Source organism: Halorubrum sp. Ea1 (assembly GCF_002252965.1).
Taxonomy (GTDB): Archaea; Halobacteriota; Halobacteria; order Halobacteriales; family Haloferacaceae; genus Halorubrum.
Map to the genome: position 1 here is coordinate 27024 of NZ_NHPG01000014.1, position 16069 is coordinate 43092.

At 58.6% G+C, this 16069-nt stretch carries 18 protein-coding genes; 3 read left to right on the forward strand and 15 right to left on the reverse strand.

Annotation, left to right across the window (positions count from 1 at the left end):
- Positions 1 to 57 precede the first annotated feature (57 nt).
- From DJ73_RS02155 to DJ73_RS02210, 12 genes are read right to left on the reverse strand one after another with little or no spacing between them, the layout of a single operon-like run.
- Positions 58 to 1428, reverse strand: a complete 1371-nt coding sequence (locus tag DJ73_RS02155) for a hypothetical protein (protein ID WP_094557177.1) — start codon at positions 1426 to 1428, stop codon at positions 58 to 60.
- Complete coding sequence (locus DJ73_RS02160; RefSeq protein ID WP_094557192.1) at positions 1425 to 2213, reverse strand: hypothetical protein; 789 nt, start codon at positions 2211 to 2213, stop codon at positions 1425 to 1427. The genes DJ73_RS02155 and DJ73_RS02160 overlap by 4 nt, the downstream gene beginning before the upstream one ends.
- Positions 2206 to 4062 carry a hypothetical protein gene (locus DJ73_RS02165; protein WP_094557178.1) on the reverse strand — a complete coding sequence of 619 codons (1857 nt, stop codon included), beginning with the start codon at positions 4060 to 4062 and terminating at the stop codon, positions 2206 to 2208. Before DJ73_RS02165 ends, DJ73_RS02160 begins: the two co-directional genes overlap by 8 nt.
- Positions 4059 to 4265, reverse strand: coding sequence for a hypothetical protein (locus DJ73_RS02170; RefSeq protein WP_094557179.1), 207 nt, complete (start codon positions 4263 to 4265; stop codon positions 4059 to 4061). Before DJ73_RS02170 ends, DJ73_RS02165 begins: the two co-directional genes overlap by 4 nt.
- Positions 4265 to 4699, reverse strand: a complete 435-nt coding sequence (locus DJ73_RS02175) for a hypothetical protein (protein WP_094557180.1) — start codon at positions 4697 to 4699, stop codon at positions 4265 to 4267. The genes DJ73_RS02170 and DJ73_RS02175 overlap by 1 nt, the downstream gene beginning before the upstream one ends.
- Positions 4696 to 4914: a hypothetical protein gene (locus DJ73_RS02180; RefSeq protein ID WP_094557181.1), complete on the reverse strand. Its 219-nt coding sequence runs from the start codon at positions 4912 to 4914 to the stop codon at positions 4696 to 4698. The genes DJ73_RS02175 and DJ73_RS02180 overlap by 4 nt, the downstream gene beginning before the upstream one ends.
- Entirely contained in the window at positions 4914 to 5267 is a 354-nt protein-coding gene (locus DJ73_RS02185; RefSeq protein ID WP_094557182.1) for a hypothetical protein, read from the reverse strand. Before DJ73_RS02185 ends, DJ73_RS02180 begins: the two co-directional genes overlap by 1 nt.
- Positions 5268 to 5325: 58 nt before the next feature.
- The gene (locus DJ73_RS02190) at positions 5326 to 5607 is read right to left on the reverse strand and encodes a hypothetical protein (protein ID WP_094557183.1); all 282 of its coding nucleotides are present in this window, start codon (positions 5605 to 5607) and stop codon (positions 5326 to 5328) included.
- Positions 5604 to 6080 carry a hypothetical protein gene (locus DJ73_RS02195; RefSeq protein ID WP_254921569.1) on the reverse strand — a complete coding sequence of 159 codons (477 nt, stop codon included), beginning with the start codon at positions 6078 to 6080 and terminating at the stop codon, positions 5604 to 5606. Before DJ73_RS02195 ends, DJ73_RS02190 begins: the two co-directional genes overlap by 4 nt.
- Positions 6077 to 6544 carry a hypothetical protein gene (locus tag DJ73_RS02200; RefSeq protein ID WP_094557184.1) on the reverse strand — a complete coding sequence of 156 codons (468 nt, stop codon included), beginning with the start codon at positions 6542 to 6544 and terminating at the stop codon, positions 6077 to 6079. Before DJ73_RS02200 ends, DJ73_RS02195 begins: the two co-directional genes overlap by 4 nt.
- Before the next feature lie 54 nt (positions 6545 to 6598).
- Positions 6599 to 7081, reverse strand: coding sequence for a hypothetical protein (locus tag DJ73_RS02205; protein WP_094557185.1), 483 nt, complete (start codon positions 7079 to 7081; stop codon positions 6599 to 6601).
- A 1-nt stretch (position 7082) separates the two neighbouring features.
- Positions 7083 to 8525: a hypothetical protein gene (locus DJ73_RS02210; RefSeq protein ID WP_094557186.1), complete on the reverse strand. Its 1443-nt coding sequence runs from the start codon at positions 8523 to 8525 to the stop codon at positions 7083 to 7085.
- A 415-nt stretch (positions 8526 to 8940) separates the two neighbouring features.
- Between DJ73_RS02210 and DJ73_RS20070 the strand changes: the two genes are divergently transcribed.
- Positions 8941 to 9114, forward strand: coding sequence for a hypothetical protein (locus DJ73_RS20070; protein WP_176451058.1), 174 nt, complete (start codon positions 8941 to 8943; stop codon positions 9112 to 9114).
- Positions 9115 to 9140: 26 nt separating this feature from the next.
- Here the strand turns inward: DJ73_RS20070 and DJ73_RS21210 are convergent, their stop codons facing one another.
- Positions 9141 to 11417 (reverse strand): PGF-CTERM-anchored ABC transporter substrate-binding protein, encoded by a 2277-nt coding sequence (locus DJ73_RS21210; protein WP_094557187.1) that lies wholly within the window; start codon positions 11415 to 11417, stop codon positions 9141 to 9143.
- A 258-nt stretch (positions 11418 to 11675) separates the two neighbouring features.
- Here DJ73_RS21210 and DJ73_RS02220 point away from each other — a divergent pair, with 258 nt between their 5' ends.
- Positions 11676 to 12344 carry a site-specific integrase gene (locus DJ73_RS02220; RefSeq protein ID WP_094557188.1) on the forward strand — a complete coding sequence of 223 codons (669 nt, stop codon included), beginning with the start codon at positions 11676 to 11678 and terminating at the stop codon, positions 12342 to 12344.
- A gap of 284 nt (positions 12345 to 12628) precedes the next feature.
- On the opposite strand, the gene DJ73_RS02225 is transcribed toward DJ73_RS02220, so the two are convergent.
- Entirely contained in the window at positions 12629 to 13195 is a 567-nt protein-coding gene (locus DJ73_RS02225) for a hypothetical protein (protein ID WP_094557189.1), read from the reverse strand.
- A 192-nt stretch (positions 13196 to 13387) separates the two neighbouring features.
- Between DJ73_RS02225 and DJ73_RS19585 the strand changes: the two genes are divergently transcribed.
- Positions 13388 to 14014, forward strand: a complete 627-nt coding sequence (locus tag DJ73_RS19585) for a rhomboid family intramembrane serine protease (protein WP_141212888.1) — start codon at positions 13388 to 13390, stop codon at positions 14012 to 14014.
- A gap of 77 nt (positions 14015 to 14091) precedes the next feature.
- On the opposite strand, the gene DJ73_RS19590 is transcribed toward DJ73_RS19585, so the two are convergent.
- Positions 14092 to 15618, reverse strand: a complete 1527-nt coding sequence (locus tag DJ73_RS19590; protein WP_141212889.1) for a hypothetical protein — start codon at positions 15616 to 15618, stop codon at positions 14092 to 14094.
- Between the last annotated feature and the right edge of the window lie 451 nt (positions 15619 to 16069).

A 16069-nucleotide genomic window follows, 5' to 3' on the forward strand; every position in this document is an offset into this window, starting at 1 on the left:
TTGGGAAATAGCCGCTTGAGCCGCTGTCGGCGGCGATCTTCGCGGCATCGGGTGGCGCTATAGGGCATCGAGCGCCTCCTCTCGGCGCGGGTAGCTCACCGAGATCTCGCCGCGGAACCGGTAGCGACGGTACGGATTCGGCCACTGAACCGGCGCAAAGTTGTCGTTCCGCCAGATCACCGCCCGTCCCTTCCGGTCAGCGAACTTATTGATGTACGACATGTTGATCGGGACGTTCCCGATCCCGGACAGCGAATTCGCCGGCGGCGGCGTGTTCGGCATCGTCACGAACCACCGGTTCTTCTCCCGTGGCCCCTCGTCGCACCGGGCGATCGAGTGCGAGAGGTTGATCATCGAGAGGTTCTTCTTCCGAGCCTTCCCCTGCGCCACCGGCCAGCCCTTCACCTTCCGATTCGTGTCGTTCTCGTCTGCCTCCGGATTTAGGGGGACCAAGTCGCTGAACTCGTCGTTGACCAGCGTCGTCGGGTGCAGAAACTCGTCGTCCTTCGCCCGCGTTTCGAGGAACGCGAAGTTCACGTCCCGAAGCGGCGTCACCTCCGCCGGCTCGCCGGCGAGATGTGCCGGTGTGTACGTCGCTCGCGTCAGCTGCTCGCAGCCACGGAACATCGGGTCCGGAAGCACAGCGTAGAGCCCGCCGGGGACGATCTTCGTCATCAGATCCCGCGGGTCGGTGTACTCGATCGTGTCGCGGAACACGTCGGTCAGCTCTATCTCCACCGTCGGCAGCGTCGGATTCCGCGGCTTTGCGTGGACCTCGTACTCGACACCCTCCGGCACCGCGACCGTCATGAACGGCGCCAGCGGAAGACACTCGAGCTCGTCGAGCGTGAGCATCCACAGCAGCGTCTCGTTGTTGATCTCGGGCATCCGGACCCCGCCGATCACGTTCGCGAACGAAGTTTTCCCCTCGCCCGGCTCGGAGTGCGCCCACAGGTCCGTTCCGCCGTCGCCCATCGCCATGAGGATCTCCTCGTTCTCCGGGCGAGCCAGCCACTCCAGCACCTTCCGACGCGGTCGCGGCTGCTCCGCGATGATGTCGTCGTCGAGGCGTTGCTCTTCGAGCGCCCACTTCTCCGCGTCGTCGAGGTGGATAATCGCGTCGAGGTACGCGCTCGGATACCGATACACCGGATGCGCATTCTCTGAGCCGGACACCCGAGCCGTCCGGGTGAGGCTTTCGAGCTTCTTCCAGAACGGTTTGAGGCTGTTCCCGTCGTTATCCTCGAAGAACTGGTAAATCTTCTCGCCGTCGTTGTGGATGTTCGAAAGACGGCTCCACGACTTCTCTCCCGCGTGATACCGCGCCTGCCGTGACTTCTCCCACGGATCGAAGTCCTCGTGGAGGCGCTGCAGCACCTCCTCCTCCTTCCGGCGACTCTTCTCCCGACTCGATAATGACTTGCTCATGAGTTGAACGCTCCGTGTGTCGCTCCGCTGCTGTCCGTTCGCTCTCCGCCGTTTAGCGTCCGCGCAGCCGTCAGGAACGACGGCATCACGACCGCCACGGCGAACCGATACCGCGTCACCTTCGCCTCCGTCTCGCGCTGGTCGAGCAGCGCCTCCAAGAGCGGCGGCGAGCCGACGATGTCTGCGAGCATCCCCTCCGGCTTCTCGCCGTTCGTCGGCGCCGACAGGCTCCGCACCCACCGGCCGAGCGCCTCTCGGTCCTCGAAGCCGCGCCAGAGGCCTTTCAGCGCCGCCGCCTGCGCCTGGTCGAGCTGCCGGAACGCCGGCCGCATCAGCGGGTTCGACTCTTCCTCGGGGTCGACGTCGCTCCACGTCTCGCCTTCAGCGTCCTCCACTCGCTCGCCGGCGCGCTCGCGGAACTGCCGGTACGCGAGATCGCACGCGTCGTCGAGCTCCTCGACGAGCCGCCGCCGAACGTACACCGACTGCCGCCCGTCGTCGACGGTGAGTAGGTGCTCCAGCATCCCCGACATCGGCATCATGTCCGGCGGCTCGATCACGCGCTCAACGTGACCGAGCGTCCGGACACCCGCCGCCTGGAACCACGAGAGCGCTAGAAACACGTCGTCGAACCCGTCGCTCAGCGGCTGGATCGGCGGCTCCCGACGCGGGTCGCCTTCATATAGCAGTCGATCCTGGTCGCGGTCGAGCACGTCGAGCGCCGGCCGCGTCGTTCGCGTCTCCTCGGCGCCGATCTCCTCGACACCCGCGCTGGCGTCAGTCATCGTCACCCTCCGCCCGGCGCGTCGCCGGGTCGGTCTCGTCGAACGCGAACTCGCTGTCCCCGGTCTCGTCGTTCTCGATGTCCGTCGCGGCGTTGTCCTCGAGTCCGAGCGCGTCGAGGTCGACGCCGATCTCGGATTCGAGGAAGTCGACGATCATCGACCGGTCCCGCCGCGAGTCTATCTCGCGGGCTTCCATCGCCGTCCGGATCCGCTCGGACCACGCGACCTCCTCGTAGTCTTCGAGCATCTTCGCGTCGGCGTGCTCGCTCTGCATGACCGTCAGCGAGGCGTCCGCCGTCACGTCGTGGCGCGGCGCTGGCTCGAAGTCGATTGAGCCGTCGACCGCTTCGTACCCCTCCACCGCGAGGATCACGAAGCCGATACCGGCGCCGACCACGGGCGTGTTCAGCGTCGCCGCTCCTACCTGCCACCCGATCAGCGGCGCTGCCAGCGTCGCGACCGTCAGCAGTCCGTAGAGCCCGCGCGTGATCGGCGACAGGTTCTCGCCCTCGTCGGGCTCCGGAAGCCGGTGCCAAACCGGCATCCGCCGACGTAGGTGCGCCGGCCGGTGTGTCACGGCATCGTCCTCGTCCGGGTCGACGTACACCTTCTGCGAGGCGTCACCTTCGACCTTCACTCGCGTCCGAAGCTGCGTGAGGTCGAGACGCGCGGCCTTCGCGAACAGCCTCGCGAAGAACGGACGGATCCCCGTTTTCGGGAGGAGCCGCCCACCGTCTGGCGCTCGGACCGTCGTCTTGATCGCCAGCTGCTCGTAGAGCTCGTCGAAGTAGCCGTCGTTTCCAAGCTCGATCGGCTCGGTCGGTTCCCGCGTCTCACTCCCACCATCCGGAACCACGTCCGCGTTCTCTTTCTCCGTCTCACCGCGCCGAAGGCTCAGAGCCTCGGTGAGCTCCTTCCGCTCGAACGCGATCTTCTCGGTTGGCGGCGACATCCGCAGTCCGCCGCCGTATGCTATCGGCAGCAGCGAGAGCCCCATCAGTACTTCGAGGTTCGAGACCACCGTCGCCACCTCGTAATAGAGCCCCGCGAGCACGCCGACGCCGCCGAACACAGAGAAGACGCCCCACGTCGTCAGCGAGTATCCCGGACCTCTCCCGGCACGCTTCAGCGTCGCCCGTGCGGCCGAGAGACCGACCACGATCGACGCGAGTCCTGGCAGGACCGCCGTCCTGAGCGCGTACCACCACGCGTCGGCTTGCGTCTCGATCTGCACCTGCTGAGACGCCGGTGCCGACGCGTGAGAGAACCGCCAGCGGGCGCCGTCGACCGGGTCGCCGTCGCGCTCAAGCCATGCCGTCGCCTCGACGCTCGTGTCGTAGTGGCTTTTCAGCTCCACTGGCGCGTTCGCGTAGCCGTCCTCGACGGTGACCGTCGCCCGCTGTACCTCCTGATTCGCAGCGACGGTCACGGAGCCATTCTCCGTCTGCCGCGTCTCAGACTGCCAGTAGACGATGACCAGCTCGTAGTCTCCAGTGCTCTCGCCGAACACCGTCGAGTACAGCTCGATCTGGTCCGTGTTCAGCGTCTGCCCGCCCTTGAGGTACACCGGATCGTTCGACAGCGGGTCGGCCGGCCGGTACCGCACCGCTATCGCGCCGTCAACCTCCGGCTCGCCGACGTAGCGCACGCTCGGCGGCGCCGCCGACGGCTGCGTGCCGCCGCGTCGGAGCTCGTCCATGGTGAACGGTCCGCTCGATACGTCGCTCTCGTTGACCTGCGTCGACGGACCGGGCTCGGTTGGCGCCACGGCCGCCAGAGCGGGCGTCGCCATCGTTGAGACGAGAAGGACGGCGAGGCAGACCGCGGCGACCGCGGCACCGCGGCTCATCCAGCCACCTCGCTGAAGCCGTAGATCACCACTCCCGCGACCACGGTCCACGCGATCGGCGCGCTCTGACTCTGTGGTCCGAGCGGCGTTCCGTTGATCACCGACGGCATCGTGATGTCACCGACGCCAGCGAGCACCCCTCCGAGGATCGTCGCGACGAACAGGAATCCAACGAGTTTGGCGCCGCTCTTCACGAGCACCATCAAGCACTCACCTCCTCGTTTTCGGGTTCGTTGAACTCGCCACCGTCAGCGATCTTCTCCAGTGCGGGCGATCGACCGGACCATGCCTCTCGTTCGATCTCTTCGAGCCCGACCGGTCGGTTCCGCTCGTCGACGCGCTCATCCATCGGTCGCGCCGCTTCGAGCTCGTCGAGTCGAGCCCCGCAGGTCGCGCAGTAGCGGTCGCAGAGCGCACAAACGTCGGATCGACACGCCGGGCAGACGTCGTAGGGCGCCACTCCGTTAACGTAGAAGACGCCGAGCAGCACGAGCGCTCCGGCGGCGCCTACAGTGAACGTCTCGGTCGCGAAACCGAGGACGACGACCCCTCCCGCGGCGACGCCGGCGACTGCCAGAGTCGCGTTCGGCATGTCGAGGAGCCAACTGCGGATCCTCCGTCGGGTGTCGAGTTTCATGCGATCACCCCGTTGCCTCGCTCGTCATCCATTCCGCTCGCGATCAGGTAGGCATCCATGAACGCGAAGCTCGCCATGACGAGCGCTGCGATTCCGACGACTCCGTCCACCGGAGAGCCGGCGATATGCTGGAGACCGAACACGGTTACCCCCATGAGTCCTCCAGCGATCGCGGCGCCCCAGCCCTTCGGCGAGATCGGCAGCTCACCGATCATCAGTCGTCACCCCCTCCGAACACGCCATAGATCACGAGGAACGCGATCACACCGACCAGCAGGAACTGCAGCGCGCTGATCCCACCGAGGAAGCCACCGGTCCCGAGACCGCCGAAGATCCCCGCTACTGCGGCGAACGCGAACCCCGGCTCGGCGAGGATCGCGTTGAGCAGCTGATCGCCGAATTGCAGCCCGAGCCCGGCGCCGGCGATGCCCGCCGCGGCCGTCGACTGCGTCGCCCGCTTGGCGCCAGAGCCGGCCTTCGCCGCCGCAGCCTGCGTCCGCTCGACACCGGCCACATAGACGATCGCCCCGATCGCCACGACCGCCAGCGCGATCGTCGCGACCGGCATCAGTCATCACCTCCGTTTCCCGCTCGATACAGCACCGTACCGTCTGTAGTTGCGTGTTTCATAGTCCTCTCTCGTCGAATTTCTGGCTTACAGTCCGTACCGAGTAGGCGAGGAACAGCACACCCGCGCCGACGACGACCCAGTCGGTCGTCGACTGCGGCGGGAGTACCTGTGGCAGCGTCAGCGCGCCAACCGAGGCGACGCTGAACAGCTGCGGGGCCGAGGCGAGCAGCGCCTCGAACGTGACGAACCACATCTCCGGGTTCAGCACGGTGAGGATCGCAGCGATCCCGCCGCTCACCTTCGCGAACGGACTCTTTGCCGTCTCCTTGATGTTCATTCTGTGAGTCCTCCAAGCTGCAGCAGGTCGGCCGCGACGTACACGGCTCGCTGGAGGAGCCACAGCACGGCCGCCGTCTCGCCGATGATGATCACGACCAGGATAATCGGCGACGCTGGCCCAGCAAACGCCGCAGCCTCGAACAGTGGAGCGTTGAACGCCTCGACGCCGCTGATGATCGCCGTTCCGACGGTTCCACCGACGCCACCGAGGTTGTTCGCGATGCTCACCGGGATGTCCGCGATTCCGAGCTGCTCGCCCGGCGCGTCGAACGTCGCCGGCTCCGAGCCGGCGATCACGAGCAGGATCACATCGATCCCGATCGAAACGACACCGAACACCCACTCCAGCATCCCCGACAGCACCGCTCCGAGAATGACCTTCTGCGGGTTGTTGATGAACGCCTGGAGCGTCGCCGGAAGCGAGAGATCGGCCCATCCGCTGATCCCCCCGCCGTCGTCGCTGGTGCTCATTGGAGCACCTCCGAGGCCACGTCGACGCCCTTCGTCGCGACGTAGGCCGTCACGAGGACGGTTCCGATGCCAACGAAGATCGCGAAGACGCCGAACTGGTCGACAGAGAACGACCACGCGCCTTCGATCGCTGCGACCCCGGCGCCGATCGTGACATCGATCAGTCCGTCGGTCTCAGTCGTGTAGCCGCCACCGAACGGGAAGCTGACATACCGTCTTCCACCGGCGATAAACCCGCGGAAGCCGTCGATCAGGCCGGCGTAGGCGGTGGAAACCGCGTCGACTAGCGTGTTCAACGCGAGCGCAAAAGCGAACGCGATCGAACCGACGATCGCCTTGCCGACGCTCCCGACTTCGATGCCCGACGCGATCGGGAAGCTGAGTCCCGGAACGCTCTCAGAACCGGTGAGGAGCGATTCCGTCTGCTCCTCGGAGAGCACTCCGTCGTCATCGCCGTCAGCCACCGCTCATCACCCGCGCTAGCGTGCGGTTGGAGCGGCAAGTGCTGGTCATGCTATCTAGTTCTCATCTTCGTTTTCCTCGGTGACTCCGAGGGGGAGGAACTCGGGAGCGTCTCCGAGACCAGGGATCGGGATGGTATCACCCGTCTCAGACTGCTCTAGGTACTTCGTGATGGCCCAGTACGAGCCGAGCACGAGGCCGACGCCGATCAAAAGTGCGAAGACGCCGAACTCCTGAGACGCCGCTTCCCCTGACGTTTCTGCGGTCGTCTCGATGACCCCCAGCGGTGCGAGGATCAGCGACGCCACCGCCTGATCGACGACGCTCGATAGCGCGTCGAGCGGCGCAGCAACGAGTGCGACGCCACTCTGGATGATGTTGATCCCCCCGGTTACGCCCGACACGAGTACCCCGAAGATCGCTCCCTGCAGCAACGTGCCGAGCTGGCCGCCAGCGCTGAGGAACCCGATCGTTCCCGTCAGTACTGACGACGGAGCTGGGCTCGATCCGCTCGGGAGCTCGTCGGAGGCAGACGACATCCTACGACCCCCCGCCGAACTTGTTGATCCCAAAGATGCCGAGCACTGCAGCGATGATCCCACCGGGGATCGAGATGATCTTGTCCCAGAGACCGCCGTTAGCGGTGTCCATCGGACCGGCACCGCCGCCGGCCGCGCTCTGGATCGCCGAGACCTCACCACTCGTCAGAACAACATCGTACGAGACCGCGTAGACGGTTCCCGAGCTCACCGTCGAGTCGAGCGTGACCTCGCTCGAACCGAACGAGCTGGTCACATCACTCCACGACTCGATGTCGGCGAATTCCGTGTCGCCAACGTCCTCGGCGATCTCGACGCTCTTGTACCGCTCACCGGGGAGATCCGGCTCGTCGACGAACTCGGTGTTACTGTACGAGAGGTCGAACGCCGTCGGCAGCTTCATCCGGTACTCGAAGCTCCCGACCGAGTCCCACTGCGGGTAGTCGTTGTCCTGCGAGAACTCCGCATTCACGTTCTCGGCGTCCTGCAGATCCGACGCCTGGAACATCGCGTCGACGGTCAGCCCGTAGATCGTCGCGTCCGACATCACCTCGTCGAACCCGTCCATGTTCGCGACCGAGTACGCGCCATGCGGCTCGGTGATCATCTCCGTCTCGAGCTCGCCGTCGTCGTTCTCGACGAGCCGCTCACCGAAGGTCAGCTCTCGCGTCCGCTCCGCGTCGAGCACAGAGATGTCCGCGTCGACGTCGCCGGAGATAGTGATCTCCTCGGCGCTGTCGAAGGTGCCGTCGCCGCCGCCCTGCACGGTGAGGTCACCGACCTGCTCCTGGAGGACCATGCCCTCGCCGGTCGAGTTCGCGAGAACGGTGTCGTCGACCGCGCTCGCGCCGCTGTCGTAGAGCGTGACCTCGACGTAGTCGCCGTCACCGTCAGTTACCTGCAGCGTCGGCGTCCCCGACGCGCTGTTGATGTCGGCCGCGATCGTCAGGTACCCCTTCTCGCCGTCCGTCACCGAGAAGTTCGAGTACGTCGCCGAATCGCTCGACGCCGAGCCGGCGTAGTTGAGCGCACTGACGCTCGGTGCCGTGGTCGTCGAGGAGACCGTCGCGCCGCTCGTCGTCCACTCACTAGCGTCGAGCGCCGACGCCGAGTTCTCGCCCGTCTCGTCGTCTTTACGCGGGAACTCGTCACGTTGTTCGAACGCGATGTCCGTCGCGGTCAGCGTGATCGGGTTGTCGTTCGAGGCGTTGACCGACGCCGGAAGCTGTGCGGCCTCACCCGAGTCGTCGTAGTACTGCAGCGCCTCGGAAAAGTCCGAGCCGTTCCACTCGTCGACCGTCACGTCCGCGGAGATCTGAGGATTTGGCGCTGCCGAGTCACCGGACCAGCCGATTCCGCCCGCCGCCATCGCCGGTGTCGCCACCATCGACGAGATCACGAGGACCGCGATCAGCGTCGAAAATGCCGTCTTCTTGATGTTCATACCGTCCCTCCGTAGCCGCCGCTGAGAGTCTGTGTCATTGATCTGCGAAAGCATCCGTTACCGGTGGATAGACCGTACTTCTCCGCCAGATCTGCATCCCGCGGGTAGCGCTCTCGGAAGCTCTGGAGATACTCAGCGAACCGATCGCTGACGACGAGACTGCGTGGTCCGTCGCTCACGAGTCAGCCCTCTGAAAAACCGTTTTCCAGCCCTTCCGCCGCCGATCCTCCGCGTCGTCGTTACCGTCGGAGACGCCGCTCACGCGCCGGCGTCACCTCCAGTGTGAAACACCAGGTGCATGGTGCGACCCTAAGTCGTGCCGTTGGTGGTCTAAACGTCAGTATTCTGGTAGATCTGCAAAATGTGACCAGTCTGTTCAGAACCTATAAGTGAGTTACGCGAATAATATAAACCGATGTGTGAGATCAGGAAGGTTAGCGATACCGGGAGCGGTAGTGGGCGGGTGACGGTCCCGAAAGAGACGCTCCGTGAGATGGGACTCGTCGATGACGACGGCAACATCATCGAAGGCCATCTCGCGTTCGAGGAGACCGACGACGGTTCCGCTCGAGTCGAGCCGGTACAGTAGGCTAACTTGATTCCCGTTTTAGATCGCTACTTCCGTAGCGACACGCATACGAATCCAAGTATCGCCAATGCAGTCACGACAATTCCGAATCCTGGAACCTCTGTCTCTGTCTCCCCCTCAGTTGTATTGGCTGATTTAACGTCTTGCTCATCCCCTTCATCAACAGTATCATCGGATCCCACAGCCTCATCGTTCCCTTCGTTTGATATGTTGTCGGATTCAACTGACGTAGTATTTTCTTCAGCAGCTGTATCGATGACCGTTTGATTTCTGTCCATGTCTGTTTTATTTTCGTCCATGTCCGTCCCATTCCCGTCCATGGCCGTTTTATTCCCATCTACAGCCGTCTTATTCTCAGCTACAGATGTTTTATTCCCATCTACAGTCGTTTTGTCTTTCTCCTCTTCTTCGTCATTTCCATCATCACTGTCACTACTTGAGCCATCAGATCCATCTGTTTCACTTCCACCATCTGTTTCATCCGCTGATTGAAGATCTTCAACGCCGCTTGCGAGTGTTTCCGTTGATTCGATGACGCTACGAGGTGCAGGCTGATTGAGATAATTGACATTTAATACTACGTAATTATTGTTCATTCCCGCGCTTGTGCTGGCATACGGTTGCTGCTCAAGAATCGACGCTTCTGAGTCTGTTACAATCATCAATTCAGGATTAGTTTGGAGGATGACTTCATCCGAGAGTTGCGGATATCCGTCGCCTTCCGTAGCGGCTACGTTGTTGGTACCGCCAATCTTCATGATCTCATTAATAAAGGTCTTGTCAGCAGCAACGAAACCGCTGCCAAGCGGATATAATGCATCAGGACGATCGAGATCAGCAGTCTGATTCTCGACGTTGTCTACGGTTTGGTTCATTTCCTCGTTTATCTCAGTAGCCTCCCCGCAGTTACCGACGAGCCGACCTGTGCGTTCCGTCTTCGCTGCAATGTCCTCGACATCAGTTGCCGCTGGGAAGTGATACACTGTCAGGTTCTGTGCTCGGAGGTCAGCGACCTGCCCAGCTGATGCATTCGGTGCCAACACGAGATCAGGATCAGTCGCAACAACTTTTTCGACGCTCACACCGAATTCTGCTGAAACACTCGTTTTGTTGTCAGTACCGTTTAGATATCCAGCAAATTGGGTCACGCCAACAACACGCTCCTGCGCGCCTATTTCCCAGAGTGTCTGAGCGGCCGATGGATTGGTTGTCGTGATCCGATCCGGCCGTTCATCAAGCGTGATCTCCGTCCCTGTCGCGTCTGTTACATTGAGCGGGAATCCACACGTATCACTACCATCGATGGTATCCTCTTCTTTGTTCTCTGTTTGGAGATCTTCGACAGCAGTCGCAAGCGTCTTTGTCGACTCAATCACGCTTCGGGGCGCCGGCTGATTGAGGTAGTTCGTTTTCATAACTACATAGTTTCCCTCACGCCCAGCGGTCGTACTGGCGTAGGGTTCCTGATCAAGGATTGAGCCCTCTTGATCGGTTACGAGTACGACCTCTGGGTCTGTTTGGAGGATGACCTCATCGGAAAGCTGTGGATACCCATCTCCTTCTGAAGCAGCGACGTTGGTGGTCCCACCAATCTGCATAATCTCGTTGATGAAGGTCTTGTTAGCAGCGACATACCCTCCTCCAAGTGGATATAGTGCATCAGGACGATCGAGATCAGCGGTCTGATTCTCAGCGCTGTCTACGGTTTCGTTCATTTCGTTGTTTATCTCGGCTGCTGCCTCGCAGTTGCCGACAAGACGACCCGTACGTTCCGTTTTTACAGCGATATCATCAATATCGGTAGCTGCCGGAAAATGGTAGACTGTCAGGTTCTGTGCGCGGAGATCTGCTACCTGACCAGCTGACGCATTCGGTGCCAACACGAGATCAGGATCAGTCGCAACAACTTTTTCGACACTCACGCCGAACTGCGCTGAGACATTCGTTTTGTTGTCAGTCCCGTTCAGATACCCAGCAAATTGGGTCACGCCGACAACCCGGTCTTGCGCGCCTATTTCCCAGAGTGTCTGAGCGGCTGATGGATTCGTTGTCGTGATCCGATCCGGTCGTTTATCAAGCGTGATCTCCGTCCCTGTCGCATCGGTTACGTTGAGCGGAAAGTCACAAGTCTTACCACTTGATGTCTGCGTTGGCTCCTGAGCGTCTAAATTGGCAGACAGTTTTTCACCCTCTGATTGTTCAAACTCTGCTCCTACCGGCTGTGTTCCAGCGGCGGTTCCCGAGGCACCGACAAATGCCGTCACCACAACCACCGCCAGTAGAATCACTCGCGTGTTCTGCACACTTGGTGGTGGGAATTATACAGTATAACTGTTATTATTGCAATTCTACTTGCTGTGTTTTATCCAGTTTCTGGAAAAGTATGACTCTTGTCGTGCAGTAAAAAAATTGACAAATTGGCGATTACTGAAACAAGATAATCAACTGCCTGTACGCGAATCCGTGATTCGGCTACCGATAGGTCCGATCTCACGCTCAAACCGGCCCCTCGAACACCCATCTTGCATGGTTTTTAGTAGCGTTAGCTTGTTAAGCCTACTATGCGACTCGACGACTATCCCGAAAGAGGCGGGAAGCGGGTCTGGCTCAGCCAGAGCGACGAGAACGACGAGGTCGCAGCGCTCATCAACGAGGCGAAATCCCCTGAGCAGGAGATCGCGTTTCGGCTCGGCGTGCAGGCCGGACTCCGTCGCGAAGAGATCGCCAGCGTCACCAGCAACGACTTCACTCACGCTCCGGACGGGTTTCTCCGCGTGTGGAACGACTACGCGAAGCGCGGGAAGTATCGCGAGACGCCGATCCCGAAGGAACTCGCCAGCTCCGTCCGCACACTCTCGTACGAACGCGACCCCGACGAACCGATCGTCGATGTCGAGCCGAACTCGATCTACCGCTGGGTAAAGCGCGCCGGAGAACGCCGGTACGCTGCGACAAGTGACGAGGGATGGACCTTCCTCGACGTCCACGATCTCCGTCGCACCTGGGGCGGTCACTTACTGTGGGACTGCGGTGTGCTTCCTGCCGTCGTGATGAGTTGGGGGGGCTGGGAGGACTGGGAGACGTTTAGAAACCACTACCTCGGTGAGATGAGCCCGGCAGCTGCAGAGAGAGAACGTGAGAAGATCTCTTTCGTTTCAGGAACCGTCGAGTCCGACCCGGAATCGGGTCCGGTTTTCGAGCCGACGGTACAGGCTCGCTCGCCTTACTAGACCTCGCAAATCCACCAGTAGAGTACTCCGTAGGGCATCTCCGGTGGACAAAGAAACGCCCCCAGAACTAGAACAGCCACCAGCACTACCACGACTGCGATCACAAACGGAGCTGCTGGGTGCACGGTATCCAATATGCCGCATTTGTTTATAAAGCTCGGCTGATAGAAGCGACGGTATGGTGCTACTTCTCAAACGCTCAGGTTTTTCAGAGTATTCAGACTAGAGCATTGGCGGTATTCGTGTGAAAACCCATCCGAGAATTGCAGCCAGTATAATCACAGTCACTCATCGACATCGTCGACCTCCAGATCCATGTCGTGCCAAAGCCGACGCTCGAGCTCGTCCTCGTCGATCTCGCCATCGACGTAGGCCTGACGTGCGCGGTCCGCCGGGTCGAACCCGAGTGCGTCCGCCTCGATCTCCACTGGCTCACCATCGTGGTCCGCAAGCCACCGGTAGCCGTCGCCGACGCGGACTCGTCGTGGTGAGAACTCCTCAGCGTTGAACGTCACCACGTCCCCGTTTGCGGCCTTCATAGTGATGGACTCGTGGCTGAGGTCGTGACCCTCTGCCTCGACGACTTCTATGTCGTCGTCGAGGTCGGGAGAAACATCGGCAATTGAACTCCGGCTGGCATTTGCCTCAGCGCGAAACACGAGGTACACGCCGAATACGATGATCGACGCGACGAAGACTACAGGTTCGGATAATAGACCGAACACAGATTTCGAGCCCTCCGAAGCGACGAATATCGGGACGGCGGTGTACTCAACAAAGAGTGACATTCTCTCCGCGAAGAACAAGGTAGGCTCAATGATGAAGTCTCCGATGTCGAGACCTGTTAGCATACAGGCCTACGTATAGGTGGTATCGCAGTCCTAATCAGACTGTTCTGATACCTCCGGTTTCCTGTACGTAGATCCTGTAGTAGTAAGCAATATCAAAAATGCACAAAATAGATATCAAAAAGATGACTTACTGGCAAACAATATTGGACCTCAAATATAACAGTCTTAGTATCAAATAACTAACCCAGATATATGGATGATATAAGAGAATGGGTCCAACGTAGAAGATTGACTCTATCTATTATCGTATTCTTTCTGGCATGGTACGGACTCCAGTTGAGCGTCTCTCATTTATTAGGTGCAAATACTGCTCGCTGGTGGTTTTATCTACAGAAGCCGCCGAATATAGTATCTCCAGGGATCCTCTTTGCTCCGATATCACATGACATGTCTACTCTCACCCACATTAGTAGTAATATTCTGTTTTTATTCGTCGCTGGTGGGATTGCTGAGCCGTATTTCGACAAAAAGGATATTATATATACGGTATTTTTTCTAGGGTATTTGGGTACCTACTTATCCAATATGACCGCGTTTATTCACAAGTTCTGGATATTTGCCGGGGCCAGCGGTGGTATTCTGGCTTTCTGGGCATATGCCGGACTCAAGTTGCGACATAAGGTAGGTGGATACACCTCGGGAGTAGAGATATCTCGAGAAAGTATAGAACAAATTGGAGTAATTTGTCTAATAATCGGGGCACCAGCATTCCTGCTGAAGGAAGCAGTATTTTCGCCGGAATTTCATAGTGGACATATTATCGGCTTGTTGCTTGGATACGTATCCTTCGGGTACGAGTATCTGATTATCGCAGAGTAACTAACAAATCCTCGGCTGAGGCTGTGAATCGCGTTCATTCACGCCTCGAACGCCTCGGCGCTCCGTGTCAGCTGGCATTAGAACTTGAAGCGAAATTTCTCGCTGTCCATGATCGCATCGATTGTGTCTTCCCTAAGTTGATCTCCGGCACCAGTTATTCGTTTAGCACCATGTGGAAAATTCCAGCCGTTACGCTTGTAAACGGCCAAATAATCGATTTCATCAGAACTGAATATTTCTGAGTTCATATATTGGGTCCCAAAGAGACGGGTTTGAACTGTTGTCTGGCGACTCCGGCGATGGACGTAGTTTACCAATCGTTCTGGAGTATCGAGTACCTCCGTGAGAATTTGTAGGTCGTAAATATCACAGACATATGGTACAGGACTGATGTCTAGTATTTTTGCGAAGTCACGGGTTGCAATCCCCCCATACGACTCTCCGAGAACGATCCACCGATAAGCATTCTTGAAAGAGGCCGGATTAAGATCGATCGGTGATCCGTCTGATTTATTGATCTGGTTAATCTGTCCAGATTGCACACCAGACACTAGTCGATCAGCTTGATCGTATGCTTTTCCAATTCCTCGCTTAGTATCTTCTTCGATAACGTCCATGCCACCGAGATGTCCCTTCCGTGTTCCGGCACGCAGTTTCTTAGCCTTACACTCTACGACAACAGGTTCAGCATCGTGAAGGATCAAGAGATCGCCCTCAACCTTCTCACCTTCATACTCATAAGTGTAGTTCTGGATAATTTCGTCTTTGGAGAAGATGTCTGTGAGACAATCGGCCGTCCACTGTTCAAGCCAATCACCGAAACGCAAATGAAATTCACCCTCAAACTTCGAATCGATCAAATCGTAATAGAAGGTGTTGGCGAGTGCATACAGAAGGGTGCGGGGTAACGGAAGTAGGTACTCATCTTCAGATTTAATAAACGGTGCTCGTTCTAGAGGATTTATATCCAGTGCTGTCCGAAATCCGGAATCACTTCCTTGTTTGATCATCAATCTATCGAGAAAATTGTGGAAGCGTGGTGTGTCAACACACCAATCAACAAGAGTTTCTTCAGACGCCCAAACCACGTCTTCCGTGAGATCAATCGCCTTCTGAGAGAAATCCAATAGTGATGGAGACCACTTCGCGACTTCCAATTCCTCTCCTTCTAATCTTGAACTCATCGAGTCATTTAGTTCACGTGTAAAATATACTGCATCCTCAATTGAAAAACCAAGCTGTTCCTCCATCTCTGTTTCCCAAGGTTTGTACGCACGGTACGCTTTCTCAAGCATCTGAAAGCCATCTGCGTGGCGAAGCGTAGTGAGCTCGCGAAATGCCAATCCGAAGTATGGTTCGGCCTTTGGTGAGTCGATTGGGAAGGATGTGCTCCTATGACGGGTGTACCAGTTTTTAAGCTCAAGTAGATGTGCCGCAATATACTCGAATGATTCACAATCGGTTGTTTCGGTGTCAGTCTGTAACGCGAGCCCTACGCCGTACTGTATGAGCCGAGGCGGAAGGCCAGGATCCTGTTCCGGGGAGATCTCCAGACCAGTCGGATTGGATTTTTTTCTGCTCTGATCTGCTTCACGCAATAACACTGCTCGAAGGAGATTGTGGACATGGAACTGCGTTAGTGTCCTCCGAGTTCCGTTGGATCGAATAGCTTGGAGGAGTGAGGATATAATTTTCTCACGGTTTGCATTCGCGAGACTGTGATTACCTCGTTGGAGTTTCTCATCTAGACGATGGACCTCAGAAGGGTCAAGATGATCTGGAGGAGAGGAAACAGGAAGGTCATCTGTCATTCCGATATTAATAACAGTTGAGGCGCGGTTACAATGAACACTCCGATCCAACCGAACATCGATTTTTAGTTTAGTCAGATTCTCTCGCGGGAGCCAAGAATATAACCGAGGAACACGATAGCCGCTGTTCCAGCAAATGTCTCGACTCCCGCGACCACACTCGGTAATCCCGTGGGTGGAGTATATGGAGGCGATGTCGTGAATGTCACCACGCTATAGTACATGCTACTACCCCATCCCATCC

Excerpts from the sequence above, each read along its gene's own strand:
- DJ73_RS02155 (WP_094557177.1), bottom strand. The coding sequence starts at position 1,428 with ATGAGCAAGTCATTATCGAGTCGGGAGAAGAGTCGCCGGAAGGAGGAG.
- DJ73_RS02160 (WP_094557192.1), bottom strand. The coding sequence starts at position 2,213 with ATGACTGACGCCAGCGCGGGTGTCGAGGAGATCGGCGCCGAGGAGACG.
- DJ73_RS02165 (WP_094557178.1), bottom strand. The coding sequence starts at position 4,062 with ATGAGCCGCGGTGCCGCGGTCGCCGCGGTCTGCCTCGCCGTCCTTCTC.
- DJ73_RS02170 (WP_094557179.1), bottom strand. The coding sequence starts at position 4,265 with ATGGTGCTCGTGAAGAGCGGCGCCAAACTCGTTGGATTCCTGTTCGTC.
- DJ73_RS02175 (WP_094557180.1), bottom strand. The coding sequence starts at position 4,699 with ATGAAACTCGACACCCGACGGAGGATCCGCAGTTGGCTCCTCGACATG.
- DJ73_RS02180 (WP_094557181.1), bottom strand. The coding sequence starts at position 4,914 with ATGATCGGTGAGCTGCCGATCTCGCCGAAGGGCTGGGGCGCCGCGATC.
- DJ73_RS02185 (WP_094557182.1), bottom strand. The coding sequence starts at position 5,267 with ATGCCGGTCGCGACGATCGCGCTGGCGGTCGTGGCGATCGGGGCGATC.
- DJ73_RS02190 (WP_094557183.1), bottom strand. The coding sequence starts at position 5,607 with ATGAACATCAAGGAGACGGCAAAGAGTCCGTTCGCGAAGGTGAGCGGC.
- DJ73_RS02195 (WP_254921569.1), bottom strand. The coding sequence starts at position 6,080 with ATGAGCACCAGCGACGACGGCGGGGGGATCAGCGGATGGGCCGATCTC.
- DJ73_RS02205 (WP_094557185.1), bottom strand. The coding sequence starts at position 7,081 with ATGTCGTCTGCCTCCGACGAGCTCCCGAGCGGATCGAGCCCAGCTCCG.
- DJ73_RS02210 (WP_094557186.1), bottom strand. The coding sequence starts at position 8,525 with ATGAACATCAAGAAGACGGCATTTTCGACGCTGATCGCGGTCCTCGTG.
- DJ73_RS20070 (WP_176451058.1), top strand. The coding sequence starts at position 8,941 with ATGTGTGAGATCAGGAAGGTTAGCGATACCGGGAGCGGTAGTGGGCGG.
- DJ73_RS02220 (WP_094557188.1), top strand. The coding sequence starts at position 11,676 with ATGCGACTCGACGACTATCCCGAAAGAGGCGGGAAGCGGGTCTGGCTC.
- DJ73_RS02225 (WP_094557189.1), bottom strand. The coding sequence starts at position 13,195 with ATGCTAACAGGTCTCGACATCGGAGACTTCATCATTGAGCCTACCTTG.
- DJ73_RS19585 (WP_141212888.1), top strand. The coding sequence starts at position 13,388 with ATGGATGATATAAGAGAATGGGTCCAACGTAGAAGATTGACTCTATCT.